Source organism: Methylobacter sp. S3L5C, from assembly GCF_022788635.1.
Classification (GTDB): Bacteria; Pseudomonadota; Gammaproteobacteria; order Methylococcales; family Methylomonadaceae; genus Methylobacter_C.
Genome location: NZ_CP076024.1, coordinates 3199736 through 3218242 on the forward strand (window position 1 = coordinate 3199736; position 18507 = coordinate 3218242).

Annotated in this window: 15 protein-coding genes and 1 riboswitch; of the genes, 4 read left to right on the forward strand and 11 right to left on the reverse strand. The window is 44.2% G+C overall.

All coding sequences use genetic code 11. The annotated features are described in order from the left end of the window. The first annotated feature begins 1 nt into the window (after position 1). Positions 2-1183, forward strand: coding sequence for a murein hydrolase activator EnvC (locus KKZ03_RS14340; protein WP_243217498.1), 1182 nt, complete (start codon positions 2-4; stop codon positions 1181-1183). 232 nt (positions 1184-1415) lie between these two features. Then, entirely contained in the window at positions 1416-2732 is a 1317-nt protein-coding gene (locus KKZ03_RS14345) for a S41 family peptidase (protein ID WP_243217499.1), read from the forward strand. 87 nt (positions 2733-2819) lie between these two features. Here the strand turns inward: KKZ03_RS14345 and KKZ03_RS14350 are convergent, their stop codons facing one another. The 7 genes from KKZ03_RS14350 to KKZ03_RS14380 form a co-directional block, all read right to left on the reverse strand. Beyond that, entirely contained in the window at positions 2820-3293 is a 474-nt protein-coding gene (locus tag KKZ03_RS14350) for an NYN domain-containing protein (protein WP_243217500.1), read from the reverse strand. A gap of 4 nt (positions 3294-3297) precedes the next feature. Beyond that, on the reverse strand, positions 3298-3612 hold the full coding sequence (locus KKZ03_RS14355) for a pyrimidine/purine nucleoside phosphorylase (RefSeq protein ID WP_243217501.1): 315 nt from the start codon (positions 3610-3612) through the stop codon (positions 3298-3300). Positions 3613-3691: 79 nt separating this feature from the next. Next, complete coding sequence (locus KKZ03_RS14360; protein WP_243217502.1) at positions 3692-4267, reverse strand: class I SAM-dependent methyltransferase; 576 nt, start codon at positions 4265-4267, stop codon at positions 3692-3694. Further along, a complete protein-coding gene (locus KKZ03_RS14365) occupies positions 4245-5303 on the reverse strand; it encodes an FAD-binding oxidoreductase (protein WP_243217503.1) in 1059 nt (352 codons plus the stop codon). Before KKZ03_RS14365 ends, KKZ03_RS14360 begins: the two co-directional genes overlap by 23 nt. A 381-nt stretch (positions 5304-5684) precedes the next feature. After that, positions 5685-6449, reverse strand: a complete 765-nt coding sequence (locus tag KKZ03_RS14370; RefSeq protein ID WP_243217504.1) for a hypothetical protein — start codon at positions 6447-6449, stop codon at positions 5685-5687. A 116-nt stretch (positions 6450-6565) separates the two neighbouring features. Next, entirely contained in the window at positions 6566-8851 is a 2286-nt protein-coding gene (locus KKZ03_RS14375) for a cytochrome c peroxidase (protein ID WP_243217505.1), read from the reverse strand. A gap of 111 nt (positions 8852-8962) precedes the next feature. Continuing rightward, a complete protein-coding gene (locus tag KKZ03_RS14380; protein WP_243217506.1) occupies positions 8963-9886 on the reverse strand; it encodes a VPLPA-CTERM sorting domain-containing protein in 924 nt (307 codons plus the stop codon). Between the two features lie 84 nt (positions 9887-9970). Next, positions 9971-10049, reverse strand: a riboswitch (cyclic di-GMP riboswitch). A gap of 647 nt (positions 10050-10696) precedes the next feature. On the opposite strand from KKZ03_RS14380, the gene KKZ03_RS14385 reads away from it, so the two are divergent. Continuing rightward, entirely contained in the window at positions 10697-11605 is a 909-nt protein-coding gene (locus KKZ03_RS14385; RefSeq protein WP_371744740.1) for an FAD:protein FMN transferase, read from the forward strand. A gap of 81 nt (positions 11606-11686) precedes the next feature. Here KKZ03_RS14385 and KKZ03_RS14390 read toward each other — a convergent pair whose 3' ends face one another. Then, on the reverse strand, positions 11687-12442 hold the full coding sequence (locus tag KKZ03_RS14390; protein WP_243217187.1) for an IS5 family transposase: 756 nt from the start codon (positions 12440-12442) through the stop codon (positions 11687-11689). A 362-nt stretch (positions 12443-12804) separates the two neighbouring features. Between KKZ03_RS14390 and KKZ03_RS14395 the strand changes: the two genes are divergently transcribed. Further along, entirely contained in the window at positions 12805-13656 is an 852-nt protein-coding gene (locus tag KKZ03_RS14395) for a hypothetical protein (protein WP_243217507.1), read from the forward strand. A 421-nt stretch (positions 13657-14077) separates the two neighbouring features. Here the strand turns inward: KKZ03_RS14395 and KKZ03_RS14400 are convergent, their stop codons facing one another. Genes KKZ03_RS14400 through KKZ03_RS14410 form a run of 3 tightly spaced genes read right to left on the reverse strand, consistent with a single transcriptional unit; the run spans position 14078 to position 18487 of the window. Further along, positions 14078-17656, reverse strand: coding sequence for a DUF3570 domain-containing protein (locus tag KKZ03_RS14400; RefSeq protein WP_243217508.1), 3579 nt, complete (start codon positions 17654-17656; stop codon positions 14078-14080). Next, complete coding sequence (locus KKZ03_RS14405; RefSeq protein ID WP_243217509.1) at positions 17643-17978, reverse strand: DUF4266 domain-containing protein; 336 nt, start codon at positions 17976-17978, stop codon at positions 17643-17645. The genes KKZ03_RS14400 and KKZ03_RS14405 overlap by 14 nt, the downstream gene beginning before the upstream one ends. A gap of 17 nt (positions 17979-17995) precedes the next feature. Continuing rightward, complete coding sequence (locus tag KKZ03_RS14410; protein WP_243217510.1) at positions 17996-18487, reverse strand: TlpA disulfide reductase family protein; 492 nt, start codon at positions 18485-18487, stop codon at positions 17996-17998. Positions 18488-18507 lie beyond the last annotated feature (20 nt).

Sequence of the window (18507 nt, forward strand, 5' to 3'; positions counted from 1 at the left end):
AATGAGAAAAAAGCTGTTTTTTGTTTTATTGCTGGGTACTTGGCTTAATCAGGGTTATGCAGAGGATTTGCAGACTAACCCTGAGCTCAACGAGCTTAATAAGGTTGAGTCAGACATTAATGGTGTTACACAGACCTTGCAGCAACTCGCAGAGCAAAAAGATGCTTTGCAGAGCTTGTTGGCCGAAATTGAAAGGCACTATGGTGAAATAGCGGCTTCATTGAAAACATTACAGGGTCAAATTGAGAAAAAACGTGATGGTCTGGACAAAATTCGCGATGATATGCAAGGTTATCAGGCTGAAGTAGATAAGTTAAGCAAGCAATTGGCCGATCAAATAAGAGTTGCTTATGCTATTGGCGAAAAAGAAAAATTAAAGTTACTTCTTAACCAGCAAGATCCGGTTTTATCTAGCCGGATGATGGTTTATTTTAATTATTTCAACAAAGACCGAATAAAGAAACTGACTGATATAGAAAAGGCTGTTCAGCATCTGGACCAGTTGGATCAGCAAAAACAAGCTGAAACCAAGCTGTTGGAACAAGATCTGGAGCGAAAGAAAACAGAGCAAGCGGTTTTTGATGAGGCCAGAAAGCAAAGAAATGATTTGTTAGTGAAAATTGATACCGACTTTTCTTCAAATGAACAACAATTAAGTCAGTTGCAGGAAAGTGAAAACAGACTGAAAAATTTGATGGCTTCTTTACCTGTTACCGAAGCCGAGCTTGCTGTTGATCCCGATCAGTTAATAGCATCGCCTTTATCCGTGGATCAGTCTGCTCAGCCAAAAGTTGATTTCTCTTCACTCAAAGGTAAGTTGTCTTGGCCTGTTAATGGTAAGTTGGCACAAAAATTTGGGAGTGCCCGAACAACCGGTACTTGGGATGGCGTGTTGATTGATGCGAATGAAGGTCAGGAAATTAAGGCTGTTACCGCTGGTAAAGTCGTTTATGCGGAGTGGATGCGTAGTTATGGTTTGTTGCTTATTATTGATCACGGTCAGGGGTATATGACGCTGTATGCCTTTAATCAGAGTCTTTATAAGCAAGCAGGTGATTTTGTAGGGACTGGAGATATTATCGCTTCTGTTGGACAAAGTGGTGGGCGTAGCCAGTCCGGGTTATATTTTGGAATACGCAATAAAGGTGTGCCCATTGATCCGCTTGAATGGTGCCAAAGGTAAGGCGATTTCCTGCGAATAATATACCCAATTTGCTGGTCTTTTTGTTCATTTACTGCGTTGTCAAAATAGTTACGTAGCTAGTTATGCGCCTATTTCTCGGCCTTGTAAATGAACAAAAATCCTGCGCCACTTGGGTATATTTATTCGTGGATATCACCTAAATGGTCTTCAAGCAGTTAGTCGTTTGATGATAATAAATGTAGAAAATTGAGGATTTGGAGTTTTAACGCACATGCTAAAAAAGAAAACTATTTTTATTTTATCCTTAGGGATTATGTTGGGTGTTTTTATGGGTATCTGCGGCAGTGTATTTGCCGAGCGAAGTAATACCGATGTTGCAACCGAAACCGAAGTACTGCCTTATGAGGATTTGCGGACATTTACGGAAATTTTTGGGCGGATAAAAAGAGATTATGTCGAGCCCGTTTCTGATAAAAAATTATTGGAAGATGCTATTAGAGGCATGTTGAGCGGTCTTGATCCGCATTCTGCTTATTTGGTTGCTGAGGAATATCAGGAATTAAAAGAAGGTACTACCGGACAATTTGGTGGTTTGGGTATCGAGGTGACTATGGAAAACGGCTTTATAAAAGTAGTTTCACCTATCGATGATACACCAGCCCAAAAAGCGGGAATAAAAGCCGGAGACCTTATTATCAAATTGGATGATAAGCCGGTAAAGGGCATGTCTTTGGCGGATGCAGTCAAGCTGATGCGTGGTGAGCCTGGTAGTAAAATTGTCCTGACCATTGTTCGTGAAGGCGAAGAAACACCGTTAAAATTAACGTTGGCCCGCGACATTATAAAAGTTAAGAGCGTTAAGAGCAGGATACTGGAAAAAGGCTACGGTTATCTGCGTATTAGCAGTTTTCAATCAGGCACAGGCGATTCTCTAAAAGAAGCACTGGCTGCACTGAAAAAAGAAAACGGCGGTGCATTAAAAGGCCTGGTTCTTGATTTAAGAAATAACCCCGGCGGTGTTTTAAATGCAGCAGTGGAAGTGAGTGATGCTTTTCTAAAAAGTGGTCTCATTGTTTACACGGAAGGACGTATTGAAAATTCAGAGATGCGTTTTAATGCATCACCTGATGATTTGATTGATGGTGCGCCTATCGTGGTTTTGATCAACGGTGGTTCTGCATCGGCATCAGAGATTGTCGCAGGTGCGTTACAGGATCAAAAACGCGCTGTTATCATGGGCGAAAAATCATTCGGTAAAGGCTCAGTACAAACGATATTGCCGACAAGTAATGGTGCAGCAGTAAAAATGACGACAGCTCGCTATTACACGCCTTCAGGTCGCTCAATACAAGCTGAAGGTATTGAGCCTGATGTAACCTTGGCGCGTGTTAAGTTGGAGGCTTTGGGTAAAGGCGATTTTACGCCTGTTAAAGAATCGGATTTGTCGGGTCATTTACAGAGTGGAAAAGGTGCTGTTAATGACAAAAAAGATGGCTTGGATAAAGACAAGGACAAACTGGATGTAGCAGACTATTCCTTGCATGAAGCCTTAAATTTATTAAAAGGCATTAGTATTATCAAGAAATAATTTGTTTGGTATGTTTTAGTCAAAAAAACCGGATTTCAGTTGCCTGAAATCCGGTTTTTTTATGGCTGGTGAAAAGATCTTAACAGCTTACAGCAGCAATTTATCGTCAATTGCGATAAAGCGGTTGGCCGCGTTGATTAGCGATGGGGCGGTCAGTGCCGGTACGCCGTAGACTTCAGTGGTAACAGGGTAAGTGCTGCCTACTTTATTTAACAGCAGATCAAAGTCACCATCGCCGGATAACAAAATAACGATATCCGCTTTTGCGGCATACTCCATTACATCAAGCGTAATACCGACATCCCAGTCGCCTTTGGCAGAACCGTCACAACGCTGTATATAAGGCTTAAGTTTGACTTCAAAACCGATGTTTTTCAGTATTTTTTGAAAGCCCAGTTGCTTGCTGTCACCTTTATCGATGGCATAAGCAAACGCGCCGATAACTGTCCTGTTGGCAGTTGCCTGAGTCCAGAATGCACTGTAGTTAAAATGTCGTTGATAGCTTTGCTTGGTAGTGTAATAAATATTTTGCACATCTACAAAGATGGCGACTTTGTCCATCCTGTTATTTGATAAAAGAGCAGCAGTAATCTGTAGGCGCGTTGATTTTTACCGTAAATGCAGAATTGGCCGGCACCGCAAATGATTCACCGCCGGTTATTTTTTGCCATTGGTTGGTTTTAGGTAGTAAAACATCAAGGTCACCATCGATGATTTCCATCAATTCTTTATCAGCGGTGTTGAACGTATATTCGCCCGGCAACATAAAACCCAATGTTTTTGATGAACCGTCGGCAAAATTAATCGTGCGACTGCTGACGTTACCGCCGAAATAGACGTTGGCTTTTTTTATCACGGATACGTTATTAAATTCTGACATGTTGGTCCTTAAAGGGAATGGTTGTAAATGAGTAAAACAGCGGCCAAATGATAGCAGATTGTTTTGTGGTCGGTTGGTTTTAGTGCCTCTTTTGAATGACAAAAAGTCTGGGTGCAGAGTCTTTATTGTCTGCGCTGTAAATGATGTCAACTTTAAAACGATCCTTATCCAGTTGCTCACACCAGCTTTTAACTTGAGCCGTTTCCAGATCGCCACCTGGATGGCCAGGATAAGCCATTACCGTAATAATACCTTGGCTGGATATTAACTCGCAAGAACAGTGTAAAGCCGTTATTGTTGAATCCGTGCAAGTGATGATGTTTTTATCACCACCCGGTAAATAGCCCAGGTTAAACATGATCACGCTGATATTGCCGTGATAGTTTACGGGGATTTTTTCACTCATGTCTGCATGGCTCGCATGTATTAACGTCAAGCATTGCATACCCGGTGTTTGCAGGAATTTTGCCCGGGTTGATGCTATGGCAGTTTGTTGTATATCAAAGCCGAAAACCTGGCCTGATGGACCGACTTGCTTGACCAAAAATAAAGTATCATGGCCGTTACCCACGGTTGCATCAATGGCAATAGCGCCAGAATGAAGAATTTCTTTGATAAAATTATGGGCGGTGTCAACCAGTGAAATGCGTTGCATAATGGCGTTGAATGTTGGAGGGCAGGGGCGTGTTAGTTAATAAGTAGTCAGCGAAATGCCGACAAAATTCGGGTATTTGCAAGCTGCCTTTAGCGCCAAAACCGTTAAAAATAGCGAGTTGCGAATATTGTGGGTGATGGCCTATGAAAGGCTGTTTGTCCAGAGTACAGGGCCGAATATTGGCTTGATGATTAAGTAATTTTACTGGCGTCAAATCAGTCGAAATAGTGTTAAGCGCTGTTAATAAAGCATTTTTTCCGCATTCGGTAGGCAGATTGTTCAAGTTTTCTCTATCAAATGTTGCACCAACACGAATGTTATTAGGGTTTAAAGGAATTAACCAACCGCCGAAATTAAGTATTTTATCAGGTAACTGGCTTTGATGTTCCAGCGTTAAAATTTCACCTTTTACTAATTGAAAAGGCAGCCAGGAAAACCAGGGATTACCGGTGGCATGATGACCTTCGCAGAAAATAATCTGTTTGGGCGAAATATCCTGCCAGCGTAAAGTCGGTTGCAGTTGAATGTCCTGGTAATTAATATTTGCGAGTCGGTAACATTGTCTGGCAATAAAAAAATCTTTTAAACACGCTAATAATGGCCGGGTTAATAGATAACCGGTTTGTTTTTGCTCCAACAAGCCGAAAGGTGTTATCAGGTTTTTTATGGTTTGGTCAGGTGGCGTTATTGCAGCCAAATAGTCGTGATAATCAGGATTATGAAGTCGCTTAAGGCAATGGTTTAATTCTTTGGCACTGCGAAAAAGTCGCAGCATGGGTTTTTCTCTATAAAAAGACTGCTGAAAAAAATCGGCCAATTCTGAATAACACTGTTTTGCCGTGGGTAACAAGCTGTCTACATCCACAGATTTTACAAAACGCATACCGGTCACCGGGTTGATTAAGCCTGCGGCGATTTGTGAGGCGTTTTCCTTGCCATTATCAACGATAATAATCTTGCAACCCCGTTGTATGAGTTCCCATGCCAGTAAGCTGCCCGCCAAGCCCTGGCCGATAATTAAGTAATCGATAGTCATTAAGTTATTTTCATAAGATGGCTACAATCTTTTGATAGGCATAAATATTTACACAATTCACTGTCTCATAGGGCTAGACTGGGCTGATGTATTATACCCTTTCAGAGCTTTGTGGTTCGTGGCATGTTGAACCGGTTTCCAAGTTTCAGCTTGGTAACCAGTTATAAGGGATGGTATAGAGTCCGAAGTTGATTAAGCGACATTATTTTCTGTAGGGCGTGCCGTGCGCGCCTTAAAAGTTAAGGCGCGCACGGCACGCCCTACTTACTTACTTACTTACTTACTTACTTACTTACTTACTTAATGACTCTGTATCAGTTCCGGCTTAACTTAATGGCAGTGTCTTGGAGTTTTAGCCATTAATACTCAGGCTAATATTTATTACACCGTTTTTGTTGATTTTTTTAAACCGGGTATTGCCAACAAAGCCGAGGCAAATAACCAAACAGCAGAAGGCAGCGGTACCGGTGAAGCTTGCAGTGTTCCAGCTACACCAGCGCTTGCATATAGCGCTTCAAACTCACCGGGGGCAAGGGTAAAGTTGAATGCTTGTGAGTTTAGCAAAAAGGCCGTACTTAACGACTGGTTTGTTCCGGCGTAATCAGCACCAAAAAAAGTCGGATCAGCGGTCATGTCGAAAGCAGCGTTGTAATGTTCCGCCGAATAATTGACAGTCACATCGGTTAATGACTCGTCGCCAGTAGCGCTGGCAGAAAGCGCATAAGACAGGGTAAGGCCAACATTATAACTATCGGTGGCTGACAAGTTAGAAAAAGCAGTATCAAAATAAGCCAAATAATGGGTAAAAACATAACCGTTATTGCTGGCTGACCCGTCCAATTGGAATGTCCGGGTGTAACTACTGCCGACGGCAGCGGTTATGGCGGTATATTCTGCATCAAAAGCTGATGCAGTCACTGAACCAGTCCCGGTAATGTATTGAAAATCGCCGCTGGGTGCCAATACAAAAGAACCGCCAATATCAAGTCCCGAAAAATCGCCGGCATTGGTTAAGTTACTTAAGCTGTCAATGGTATAAGTCACTGTTGCATAACTGCTAAAGTTTGCTGCCGCTTGTGCATTTTGGATGGTTAATGTGGCTAAAGAAGCCAGTGCCAAAGTAGGTAGTAAGTATTTTTTTGTCATTATAAAATTCATTTTAAATCCATGATTAACGGTTGGTAACGTGGCTTGGTGCTTTGTTACTTACCAGGCACAGGAAACCCGAATGGATCAGGTTTCCTGTTAAAAGGTTGGATAACTTAATGTGCTATCAGTTGATCAAAAGGCAGCAACGGGTCGGCTTTACCATTGGCACCTACGGCAGGAATCACCAGTACTTCATCCTTGGCCAGAACAGGGCTTAAAGGATTGCCGGCATTGACAGCGACAGCATTACCTTCATGGCCGTAAGGCACAATAATCTCTGGGTGATCAAACGGTGCTTTTTCATAACGCACACGGTCATCGGTAAAGGTTTTTAAAAAAGCGATAACGTCTGCACGATTTTTTGCGCGTTGGGCTTCAGGAACATCTAAATCACCCGGAGTGCCTAGAGTGAGGCCATTGACGATGGCGTGTTTGTCGATGTTGTCAACATTCCCATGTCGTGAGTAAAACTCTATAACTTCTTCCAGAGTAGCCATACTGCCATTGTGCATATAAGGCCCGGTCAATTCGACATTACGCAAGCTGGGTATTTTAAAGGCGGCCTTGCTTGCTATCGCCATTTTCTGCGTGTTTACGTTAGCTATAGCAGCTGCTACGGTTGGCATATACGTTGAATCAGGATCAAAGCAAAATTGGCTGCTACTGTTGGCGATCAAGCCATCTACATTAGTAAAACGCCAGTCATCGGCATCCGGTACATTGGTTGCAAAAGGCACTTCAGGGATAAAGTTACAGGTTCGTACCGAGGTGACACCCGGATCAAGGATCTTTTTGGCAGGATTGCCTTGTAGGTAATCCAGATATTGCGCGCTAAAAGATAGAGGCTGGCCAAAATCATCAACCCCACCAACACCAGGGTCAGAATCAGGATCGGCAACGCCGGTATTGGCAAAGCCAAAGTCCATTAACTTGGGGCCACCTTCCGTTTCATCACGAACAATGACATTGGTAAACCGGCTTATTCCTACTGCCTGAGCGCCAAATTGTGGACCTAATGCTTGAGGGCCATATGCTCTGGGAGAGGACGCCGGACCAAAGGTTTTTCCGGTGGTAGGGGTTACCAACAGGGCATTGGTAGCAACTGATGCAATGGTGATGGTTGGGCCGCCATGGCATAGATTACAATGGTTGCTGATAAACAAGTCATGCCCGTTTTTTAGCGAAACAATCTTTTCAGGACTATAACCCAAACCCAGCCAAGTTGGCACATAGGTGGCAGGAACACGTTGTGTTAAATCAATAGGCGCTTGATCAGATATCAGGGTTGCTTGATACATTTGCAAAGCAATACCAAAAAATAGCGAGAAGTTGGCTTCCGTTTGGTTATACGGCATTTGCCCGGGGGCTGGTGCACCAAAAGGGCCAAGCGCATTATATGACCAATATTTTTTATTAAACGCCTTGGTAATCATGGCTTTATAAGTAGTATTTAAGCCTGCTTTTAAGTCGTTTGCGGTACTTAAGGTTAAGTTTAAGGGGGCAAAAACGCTGTCTTCATCATGCACTTTCTGGTTTTGTAAGGGTTTGCGCAGGAGTAACTTTCTGCCTATTGCCGCCAGATTACGACCACGGCAACTCATTTCGCTGGCATTGAGTGGTGGTCCCATGGCCAGTGAAGCAAGCGATGAGTTTTCCAGATGTAAACGCTGTTTAACAACTGAGCGAGCGCCGCTGGTTACCCAAATACCAGCGCTGGGGTCGCGATCACCCCAAGTACTACTGCCGTTAAAAATGTTATTGGCGCGGCCATCCCAAAAGTTACGGTAATTAAATATGTCATTTATAACCGTCGGTGTGTTTCTGGGTTCTACGCGTCGAGTACCTGTGTTGCCAATATGAAAAACAGGATCGGCGCTCCGGTCGCAACTATCATTTGCGCCGTTAAACGGATTGGCTCCCTTAAAGGCGCCACTGAAAGTACCCGCCGAGGACACCACGTCATCGGTAATATAAGTTGGAACGCTGTTACTTTTATCCAGCGGATTGGGATATCGGTAGAGCGGAAAATCGGAAAGTTTTACCGTATAGTTAGGGCCGCCGCCAGTACCTGAAGGCAGCATGTCAAATGTTTGTCCGCTGGCATTGCTGCTTTTCTCACCGGGATTAATCTGATTTTTATCTCTCGCATCAGCGCCTGCATGATAATGGCATGAGCCACAGGCCTGACCGTCACTGCCCACATTCATGTCCCAAAACAAAGCCTTGCCTAAAGCAATAGCCATGTTTTTATCAACCACGATAGGACTGGTACCATCCAAAAGGCCGGGAACAGGAGGCAACGGTACATTTTGCAAGGGGTAAGGTATCGGACCATGCGCATAAACAGCTTGCGTTATTAGCAACCCGAAGACCAGCATAATTTGAGGGAGAAATTTCATTATTTATCTCGTTAAATCGGTAAGATCAGTAACTACAGCCGATAACGCCGGGTATAGTTATTTTTTGCCAAGCCGGATAAGTCATCCGGCTTGGTGTTGTTAAGTCAGGTTTTAGGTCGTGCTTTTTTTACGACCACGTAAACCAATCAAGCCGGCCATGGCACTACCAAACAACCAAACCGCGCCGGGTACCGGTACGGCACTGATGCTTAATTTATAACCGTCTTGAGTTGCACCCCATGAGCCATTTCTATAGCCGCCAAGGGCGATGGTATAAATTTGACCTGCTTCGGCATTAAAACTGATGGTATTCAGGTTGCTTGGCGTAGTGCCGCCAATGCTGTAGGCAACCATATCGGCAACAGAGAAAGACGTATTACCCTTTGGTAGGGAAGATGATGTAGGTGCGCTTAGTTGAGTGTTGTTGCCCAGGTTCCATGAACCATGATGGTTATAATCGACAGTGCTGGTGTCCATACCTTTAAAGATGGTGAATCCAAAATTGGTGCCACTTTGGTTAATGCCTTGGGCATTGACGGTAACCGTGCCACCGACATCCGATTTAAACAGGCCAAAGTCCACATCATGTCGCCAGCCTTGTGCACCGCTCAATCCCTGGTCGCTCCATGCGCCTTTGGCGGTATCGATGTCAGCGCCAACACCATAACGGGTCAGGGAATCCTGGCTGGAAATTTCTGCCGTACCGTTTGCAGTCATGTGTACTCCCCAATGCAGAACACCGCCACCGTTGTAGCCAAACGGTGTGGTGTTGGTGCCACCGGTGCCTGCCCAAGCCGCAACCGAGTTCGTTGAACCTAATGGTGCGCCGTTAAATCCCCAGACCCAGCCATCGGTTCCTGCGCCACCATTGCAGGGCGCACAAGCTGTGGTATTGCTACTGAAATCATTGCCTTCATAAGTCGACAAATTGTACATGGTTGTCGACGATGCCGAGGCATTGCTGATAGCGCCTACAGACATTACGGTACCGGTGATTGCCATGGCAACGGCTTTAGCGATTTTGGTTGGTTTCATTATGTTAATCCTGAATGGTTAAGTTAAATAAATAACACTGTTCAAAGTAATAAGGCTGGAGATTAGTCCATCAGTCTTATTACAAGAAGCAACCAGGCAGTCTTTAATCACAAGATCCTTGGCTTTCCGAACCTGCCTCACGACAGGAGTGGCTATTAAATTGCTAATTTTTTTCTGTTGAAACATTAATTTCAACAAGGGCATAACAAAGTAAACAAGTTTGCTTACTCTTACCTAAACTAAAAGCAATAATTGAGCCATCTTAAAATATCCCTTGTTTTATTCAGGGTAAATGTACTTGTCGGCGTTTTTAAAGTTGTGGATTCAGGTAGTTAACAAGCCTGAATGTAAGTCACTTACTCTATGTTTTATATGGCTTTATCAGTAAAAAATTGACTATTTTCATCTGAGGACAATTAAAGAGCAAAGCCATTGCCTGTTTGGTATGACAGAACGGTATCGCTAAGGATTTGTAGGATAATCTGATAATTTAAAGCTGAATATTAAAAAACTATGTTATTTGACACAATTAATCAGGTTAAATAACACGATTTAGTTTTAAAGAGCTTGGTCTACGAAAAGCACGAAAAAAATTGCTGGGTTAATTTGAAAAGCCGTATTCGACGTGTGACCGGGTTTGGAAATCCTGACTGATATTGTCACGATGGACTACTACCTGATTTCAGGTGTTAAACAGTTTTTTCGTGTCTTTCGTGTTTTTCGTGGACAACAGCTTTTGCCTTGCGTGGCTAATATTTACCAGCAATTCGCTGTGAATATTGTGTACACTGATATTTTTGCATTTTTTAAATGACTCCCATGCTTTTAAAGCTCTACCGTTTTCCCTTTCGTGCGATGGGTTCGCCTTGTGAAATTCAACTTTATGCTGGCGATAAGCAGTCCGCGCAGTGTGTCGCAGATAAAGCGATGGCGGATGTATGGCTTATAGAAGCGCGGTATTCAAGATATCGCGAGGATAGTGTGTTGTCTGCCATAAACCATGTCGCGTCCAAAGGCGGGGTAGTGCCGATAGATGAAGAAACGGCGGCATTACTTCATTATGCGGATACTTGTTATCAGCAAAGTAACGGTTTGTTTGATATTACTTCCGGTGTATTGCGAGGCGCTTGGGATTTTAAAGCACAAACTTTACCCAAAAAAGCTGTCATTAAACAACTGCTACGCGGCGTAGGCTGGAACAAAGTACAGTTAAGTTCGACGCATATTGCTTTTAAAAATGCCGGGATGCAACTGGATTTTGGTGGTATTGGCAAAGAATACGCTGTTGACAGGGCGGCAGTTATTTGCCGTGAGCAGGGCATTGAACATGGCTTGGTCGATTTGGGCGGCGATATTAAAATCATTGGCCCACATCCCGACGGCAGGCCTTGGTCTGTCGGTCTAAGGCATCCGCGCAAGCTCGGTGCTTTGTTGGCAAACGTCAATGTTTATGAGGGCGCGGTAGCCAGTAGTGGCGATTATGAGCGCTGTATGGTTGTTAATGGCCAGCGCTATGGGCATGTAATAAATCCTAAAACCGGCTGGCCGGTTAATGGCTTGATTGGCGTAACCGTATTAGCCAGGCAGTGTGTGATTGCCGGGAGTGCTTGTACGATTGCCATGCTCATGGAAAAATGCGGTAAACAATGGCTTAATGATTTGGGCGTACCGCATATCTGGATGGATAGCCAAGGAAAAGTTGGCGGGCAACTGAATTAGCCTGACCATAAATTTAAAAATAAGGTATATAACCTGCTTTTTTATTAAATCAGGTTATATAACCTAGGTTCTGTTGACGTTTCACCTCAGCCATAAAAGCACCGAGGAAAATGATAGCATCCCCATGTAATTAATAGCTTTTTTCTCATATCGTGTAGCAATTCTGCGATAGTGCTTGAGCTTACCGAACATACATTCAATGGCATGCCGCTCCTTATAATGCCAATAATCGCACTCAATATCTTCTTTTCGGTTCGATTTAGGTGGGATAACCGCTTTTATTTCACGACTGGCTAACCACTCCCGCAACTCGTTCGTGTCGTAGGCTTTGTCTGCTAAAACGGCTGAAGCATTAACATTTTCCAATAAAGATATGGCTTGCTTGCATTCAGCCTCCTGCCCGCCTGTCAGGATAAATTTGATGGGCATGCCCAAGCCATCACAAAGCGCGTGAATCTTACAACCAAATCCACCTTTGGAGCGCCCAAGTGCTTCATTCTCAGCAGAACTATATGCCGCTCCAGCTGCGCAGGCATGTGCTCTAATAACTGAACCATCCATGGAAACATCTTGTAAATCAGCGTCTTCAGCAAGATGACAGAGAATTTCACCCCATATGCCATTGATACACCAACGTGAAAAACGCTTGAAGATGCTATTCCATTTACCATACGTTGACGGTAATACACGCCACTGTGCTCCCGTACGTAATATCCACAAAATGGCATTAACAAACTGCCTGCAAATATCGGGTAAACCGATATGAACTCCAGGCAATTTTTTTAAGCTTGCCAAAATACGAGTCCACTCTTCATCACTTAATGTTATCCGCTTCATTTCATTCAAAACGACTTATTCTACCGGATTGGTGAAACGTCAACAGAACCTAGTTTAATTAAGTTATTGCCTGGTTTTATCAAGTCAATGCCGATTTTTTATTGCCTGTTGATGCAAAATCTAATTATTATGGAATAAAAATAAAGGCTTGTAGCTATTGTAAATGTTTTTTTTATTTATATACACAAGGTGGCTTATATTTTGCTTAATTTGATTGAAGGGGGCTGTAAGACAGTTTCCCACTCATGTTCCAGAAGTTAAGCCATTAGTGGCTTTATTTTGGAATTTTTGATCGATGTGCCGGGCTTATTCTTTCTGTAATGTAAGAGTATCCGGCGATAAGAAAAATGTAAGGAATTTATATGAATAAAAAAATAATTGGCGGCATGTTGTTTGCCGCTGTTGCTGTCAGCGGTACGGCCAATGCGGCTATTACTACCGAGACTATCCTTAACTTTAATAAAGGTGAAGCGGCTACTCCACAAGTTGCAAGTACAGCGGGCAACCTGGGCATGACCCAGTCCGCCTATGCAGGTTTTGCTAATGTTGCTCCTCAATCCGGTGGTCTTACTGCTGGCACAAATGCCGCTGGCGCTTATTACGAAGATGGCTTGGTGGTGGGTATTGTCCAGGATACTTCCAACAACATCGCCCATGTTCACCGTGGTGGAACGGTTAATGACAGAAACGTGATGTATCATTCCGACTCTAGTGGACTTTATATCAGGGCTTTGGACAGTAGCGCCTTTAGCCTGACATCACTTAATTTTGATGCGGTGGCTAGTGATGAAAATCCGTATGCTACTGGCACTTACATAAGCCAAAGTTCAGGTGAGTCAGTAACCAGCGTGGCCGGTGCCAATGATTATTGGGAAATTTTGGGTTATGCCTCGGCATTAAATCCAACCCTGGATACTGATGCCAATAGTGGTGCCTGGATTGCCCGTCAAACATTGACTAACGGTTTTAACGGTCTGGTGACACTCAGTAGCGCTTTTGAAAATATTGGCGCTTTCTGGATTCATTATGCCGGCTATCAGCAAACACCTGTAGACGGTATGCAGTTTGCCATGTCGTTGGATAATGTCATTGTTAACGCTGCTGTTGTTCCTCCTGTTGCTGCGGTACCTGTACCTGCTGCGCTGTGGATGTTTCTTAGCGGCATAATGGGTTTGTTGGCTTTCGGTAAAAAGAAAGACCGTTTGGTTGCTTAATAATGCTGGTTAGTTAAGTAAAGTTGAATTAAGGTGGAAGCGGGCAACCGCTGCCACCTTTTTTGTCCCTGATGTAGCGGTATTCCAGTTGGTAAAGGCACCGAAATGCTGATCGAAGATTGTCATATCCACGAAAAGAAAAAATCTTTGGTCCACGAAAAGCACGAAAAAATTTAATAAAAATGTTGGGTTGATAGTTAATTGACCGGACACAATGACAGGTTACCGGTGAACAATCACTGATGTGTACTGCACAACGTCATGATAATCTCAGCAATGATTAATGAGTACTCATCATGGATTTAATAACGCTCGAAAAAACATGCTTGAAACCTACCAAGCATTATTAAATCCCGGGCATGAACAACATGGCGGTTTTTTTTCGTGCTTTTCTTGTTTTTCGAGGACTTGGCGCTACACTCTAAAACGCATAATTCCAGCTTACTGCCAAGGCACCATTGCGATTAAGCTGATAACCGTTGTAATCGGTACTGACCGGTTGTAGCCATTCAAAACTGACATTATGGCCCACGAATTTGCCACCGGTAACCGAGGCATTAAGACCCACACCGACATCCAGAAATCGGCCACCGTAATTACTGGCAGAGTCCACGGTTGAGGTAACTTGATGCGCCTGATTGGTTGCTCCCTTTATATCACCCTGTGCAGTATAGACACCGCGCACCGAAGCCGATAACCAATTAAACGCCTGATAGCTGCCCCAAGGGGTTGCCTGAAAAATATCCCCATAAGCATAGTCATATTTATTTTTTTCCAGACGCTTAACACCGCTCACTTGTACGCCCCAACTAAAGTCATTGACTTGTCCTGTATAGGTCAGGCTGGGCTTAAAATCCCAGGTGCCGCTACCGGTTTGCATGCCGTAATCCTGTAAGTTGCTGCTATCCAGTCGTGCGCCGATACTACCGGTTGGTGTACTCATACCTAATCCTAAGTGAACATGATGACCGTTTTTGTCCAAGACTTTAACCAACGCGGTAACTACAGTGTCACCGATATCGTTACTAAAATGCTTGGCTCCACCATGGCCGCCAAAGTCATTTTCCTCGGTCTGATTGATATAGGGACGGATAGGATTGCTCATGGTCATATCCATACTCATCAATTGCGGCATCAGCATGATATTTAACCAGTCCGTCGGTGCGTACATTAAATCCAGCATATGCATTTGCATGTTCATGGAAGTGGGTTTATACAAGCAACCCTGGTTATAGTCTGTACAAGCATTACTAACCAACGCCTGATCGTTGACCGAATCGCTGCCATGCAGCATGGCGCCACCCTGATTACTGTATTGATAACGATAACCGACCATAATCTCGTCAGCTTGGCTCATCATGTGTCCATACATAACCCCGGCTGGTACCGGCACGCCGTGATGATGCATGGTGTGGCTACTGTGATCGCCACCGGTCAGTGCCTTGGCCGATAAATCCACGCTTAAATTGGCGTGGGCCAGGTAATAATCAAAATTGGCATAATTACCAACTCCGCCGCCACCGAGTTTTAAAGAGCCTGAATGGGTAACATATTCAGCGCCAATCTCCAGACTGATGCCGCGAGCAAACTGTTTTTTTAGGGTGGCACCGCCACTTAAGTCACCAAAGGCAGATAAACGAAAGTCGCTGGAGTAGTTGCCGTCAGCACGGGGTGCCAAAAAGTACGGCGCAAAAAAGTCGGCTTGCGACTGCGAATAATAGCGAATACTGGGGATAATGGTAAAGCCGCCGGGCAGGGTTTGAAACCATTTTGCTTCAAAGGTATGAGAATTAATACCCCAGTCGTCGGTATAAAAGCGATAGTCAAAATGTGCGGAGGCATCAAGCTCGGGTATATAGTGATTAATACGGTTGGATAAAGAGCCGATATTGCGTTGTCTGGGGCGATTTTCGCGGAATAATTCCAAACCAACGACCTCCAGATTGGTTACTGCATTCCAGTCGACGCCAGCATCGGTAGGATTCCAGAGATTATAGTATTCTGTCGGGGTGATTTCACCACGCACATAAACGGATTTATAGGGATTGCTCAAATAACCGCTTTGATTGGTATAGCTGGCGGTGGACTGAAACAAGGTGTTTTTGGAAAGTACCTGGGCGATACTGGTAGTAAAGCTGTTAAAAGTACTTGCCTCATTTAATGCTTGGTAACTAGTCGGATAATGTGCCGGGTCACTGCCATGATGGGAGCTATGGCCACTGCCGTTGCGGGCAATGGTATTGCTGGTCATGCCGTAACCGGCGGATACTGTAGTGAGTTTGTCATTAAATTCATGACTGATGTTGGTGGAGCCAAAATTGGATAAATAATCCGGTTCGTCAGAAAGACCGCCGGATATTGCCAGTGTAGTTGCATCAAGATAATATTTGACGTTGACTTGAGGCATTGAGCGGGTTTCTTGGGGTTGCACCTGAAAAACCTGTACGGCTTGGGTGCCGGTGGGCACCTGACTATTGAGAATATCACTGTATAAAGAAATGGCGGCTTGCTTGGCCAGTTCATTGAGCGATGCAGCATTCTGAGCCGATTGATCGGTATAGCTTTGGTTTATTGCTGCTGTTTGAGTAGTATAGTTGCCCGTTAGTACTGACATTTGCATCGTGTAGTTATTGGTTAACAATGCTAATTGTACAGGATCGGTTAATGCCGCCAATTGTGTATTGTAAGTGGCGGTTAAGGTTGTTATTTCAGCATTATAAGCATTTACTTGATTGGATAATGCCAAGACAGGGGAAACATTGATATTATCCAATGCCATGCTGAATTCTTTGCCATCCGTTGGTGTTTGCGGATAACCCTTAAAATGTATCCAGGCTGCATTAATATTGTTGAAGCTACTATTAAGCTGCAAGGTACCGTCAAAGCCATTGGCAACCGTCTGATAAGCAACACGAGTGGCATAGTTGGTACCGTCACCGGTATCCAGATTTGGATTGAGTGCGGTATTAAAGCCTAAAATTTCCCAATAGTCATTGGGGCCGTTATCAGGGTTTGCCCCAGAGATAGGTGCTTTAAAATTCATAGAATCAAGACTAAAGGCCTTGCTGTCTTGGGAGCGAATATAAATACCGCTGGAATCGGAATGATATTGCAGGGATCTATCAGCCACAGTACCAGCACGATGTAAATGGGCTATCGGGTTTGACGTATCCTCAACAATGCCAACCACCATGCCATTTTGGTTATAGCAGCCACTGCTACCTGAACCGGGACAACCGCCACCGGCGATAGGTGAGGTATTGGCAAAGCCGGCATAGGACGATAATGACATTCCGGTATTAAAGTCAATCGTTACATTGTTGGCGATATTGCCGGGAACTGCCGCCAGATTGGTCTCGATAACGGCTTTATCGGTTTCGTATTGGTCGGTCAACGCAGGGATTGCAACATTGAGGTTATTTAAATCTGATTTGTAAGTGTCTGTAATAAGAGCTTTATCCGCATTATAAGAGGTGTCTAGCGCTGCTTGATCGTTGGTTTTTGTGGTTTCAAGCGCGGTTAGCTGAGTGTTACTATTGGTGGTAATTTCTGCCTGGGCTGCGGTATTGCCATCAGAAAATGACTGAAAACCGTTAAGACCCCCAAGTATGGTTAATCCTGCTGCCGTGACACCACCTGATGCGGCTGATATGACATCAACATAACTAAGTTCATTTGAGACTGTGCCATCCGCTTTTTGTTTGTATTTGGCCACATTGGTCATGCTTGCCGGCATGCTAAACGATGGCGTGGCACCACTGTAAGTATCGCGATCAAGACTAAAAGCCAATTCAAGCCGGTCGGTCAACGGAATAATCGCATCGGCATGGTAAATATCAACCTGCATACGGTTATCACTTTCCTGGTAATGGCCGTAACTGACATTGGATAGTATTTGTGCCGAAGGGATGGCGGCCGAGACAGTCAATCCGGGCAGACTGAGTGCCGCTGTCGTGAATGCCGCCAGTGCAGTTTTTTTGTCTGATTTAATTGCAGCCACAACCGCCTCCTGCACCGCTATGTCCACCTTGTGAGGCTTCTTTGCTGGTAAAAATATGATCACGAAAGCTGTTTAAATTGGGGTGGGGATTGATACCCATTTCCGGTTTGGCCAGATTACCCCGTTGCCAGGGCGCAACCGTGCTACAACCTTGGCAAACAAGCACGCTGCTACAGAGTAGGGCGATGACCAGTCGGTGAGTCCATTGATTTCTCGTGTAGTTCGATAAGTTACCGAATGTAACGAACACATTGAGTGTCGGTCGCATAGTCTTATCCAAGGTAAGACGTTGCTCACCAAGCCATTGTGTTAAAGCGTGCATGATGTAAATCCTTAAAGTTATTCAGCCAGTAGCGCCGAAACTTGTGCACTAATCATGTCTTTGTCCTCATCCCGAAAGCCGAGATGTATTTTTCTGATTTTGCCGGTTTTATCGACCAGATAAGTCGACGGCATGGCTTGAACATCAAACTTGGCAGGGCAGTCGCCTTTTGGATCAAAAGCCGTGACGTAATCAACGGCATTGCTAACAAGAAACTGTTTGGCTTCTTCGCTATTTTCATCGACATTGATGGCAATAATCTCAAAGCCGTTTTTGACGTGTTCGTTACGCAAACTGTTAAAAAACGGCATTGATTTTTTACAGGGTGGACACCAGGTCGCCCAAAAATCAATCAAAATCACTTTGCCTTTATAGGCATTAAGGTCAAGTTTTTCAGCATTGCCAGTAAGTGCGGCGGGACATTGAGGGGTAGGTTGACCTTCTTGTGCTGCGTTTGCCAGAGGGGCAGTAGCCAAAAATATCAGGGTTGATAAAAGCAATTTTTTCATGACGGTGGACGTTATTAGTT

Excerpts from the sequence above, each read along its gene's own strand:
- KKZ03_RS14340 (WP_243217498.1), top strand. The coding sequence starts at position 2 with ATGAGAAAAAAGCTGTTTTTTGTTTTATTGCTGGGTACTTGGCTTAAT.
- KKZ03_RS14345 (WP_243217499.1), top strand. The coding sequence starts at position 1,416 with ATGCTAAAAAAGAAAACTATTTTTATTTTATCCTTAGGGATTATGTTG.
- KKZ03_RS14350 (WP_243217500.1), bottom strand. The coding sequence starts at position 3,293 with ATGGACAAAGTCGCCATCTTTGTAGATGTGCAAAATATTTATTACACT.
- KKZ03_RS14355 (WP_243217501.1), bottom strand. The coding sequence starts at position 3,612 with ATGTCAGAATTTAATAACGTATCCGTGATAAAAAAAGCCAACGTCTAT.
- KKZ03_RS14360 (WP_243217502.1), bottom strand. The coding sequence starts at position 4,267 with ATGCAACGCATTTCACTGGTTGACACCGCCCATAATTTTATCAAAGAA.
- KKZ03_RS14365 (WP_243217503.1), bottom strand. The coding sequence starts at position 5,303 with ATGACTATCGATTACTTAATTATCGGCCAGGGCTTGGCGGGCAGCTTA.
- KKZ03_RS14370 (WP_243217504.1), bottom strand. The coding sequence starts at position 6,449 with ATGACAAAAAAATACTTACTACCTACTTTGGCACTGGCTTCTTTAGCC.
- KKZ03_RS14375 (WP_243217505.1), bottom strand. The coding sequence starts at position 8,851 with ATGAAATTTCTCCCTCAAATTATGCTGGTCTTCGGGTTGCTAATAACG.
- KKZ03_RS14380 (WP_243217506.1), bottom strand. The coding sequence starts at position 9,886 with ATGAAACCAACCAAAATCGCTAAAGCCGTTGCCATGGCAATCACCGGT.
- KKZ03_RS14385 (WP_371744740.1), top strand. The coding sequence starts at position 10,697 with ATGACTCCCATGCTTTTAAAGCTCTACCGTTTTCCCTTTCGTGCGATG.
- KKZ03_RS14390 (WP_243217187.1), bottom strand. The coding sequence starts at position 12,442 with ATGAAGCGGATAACATTAAGTGATGAAGAGTGGACTCGTATTTTGGCA.
- KKZ03_RS14395 (WP_243217507.1), top strand. The coding sequence starts at position 12,805 with ATGAATAAAAAAATAATTGGCGGCATGTTGTTTGCCGCTGTTGCTGTC.
- KKZ03_RS14405 (WP_243217509.1), bottom strand. The coding sequence starts at position 17,978 with ATGCACGCTTTAACACAATGGCTTGGTGAGCAACGTCTTACCTTGGAT.
- KKZ03_RS14410 (WP_243217510.1), bottom strand. The coding sequence starts at position 18,487 with ATGAAAAAATTGCTTTTATCAACCCTGATATTTTTGGCTACTGCCCCT.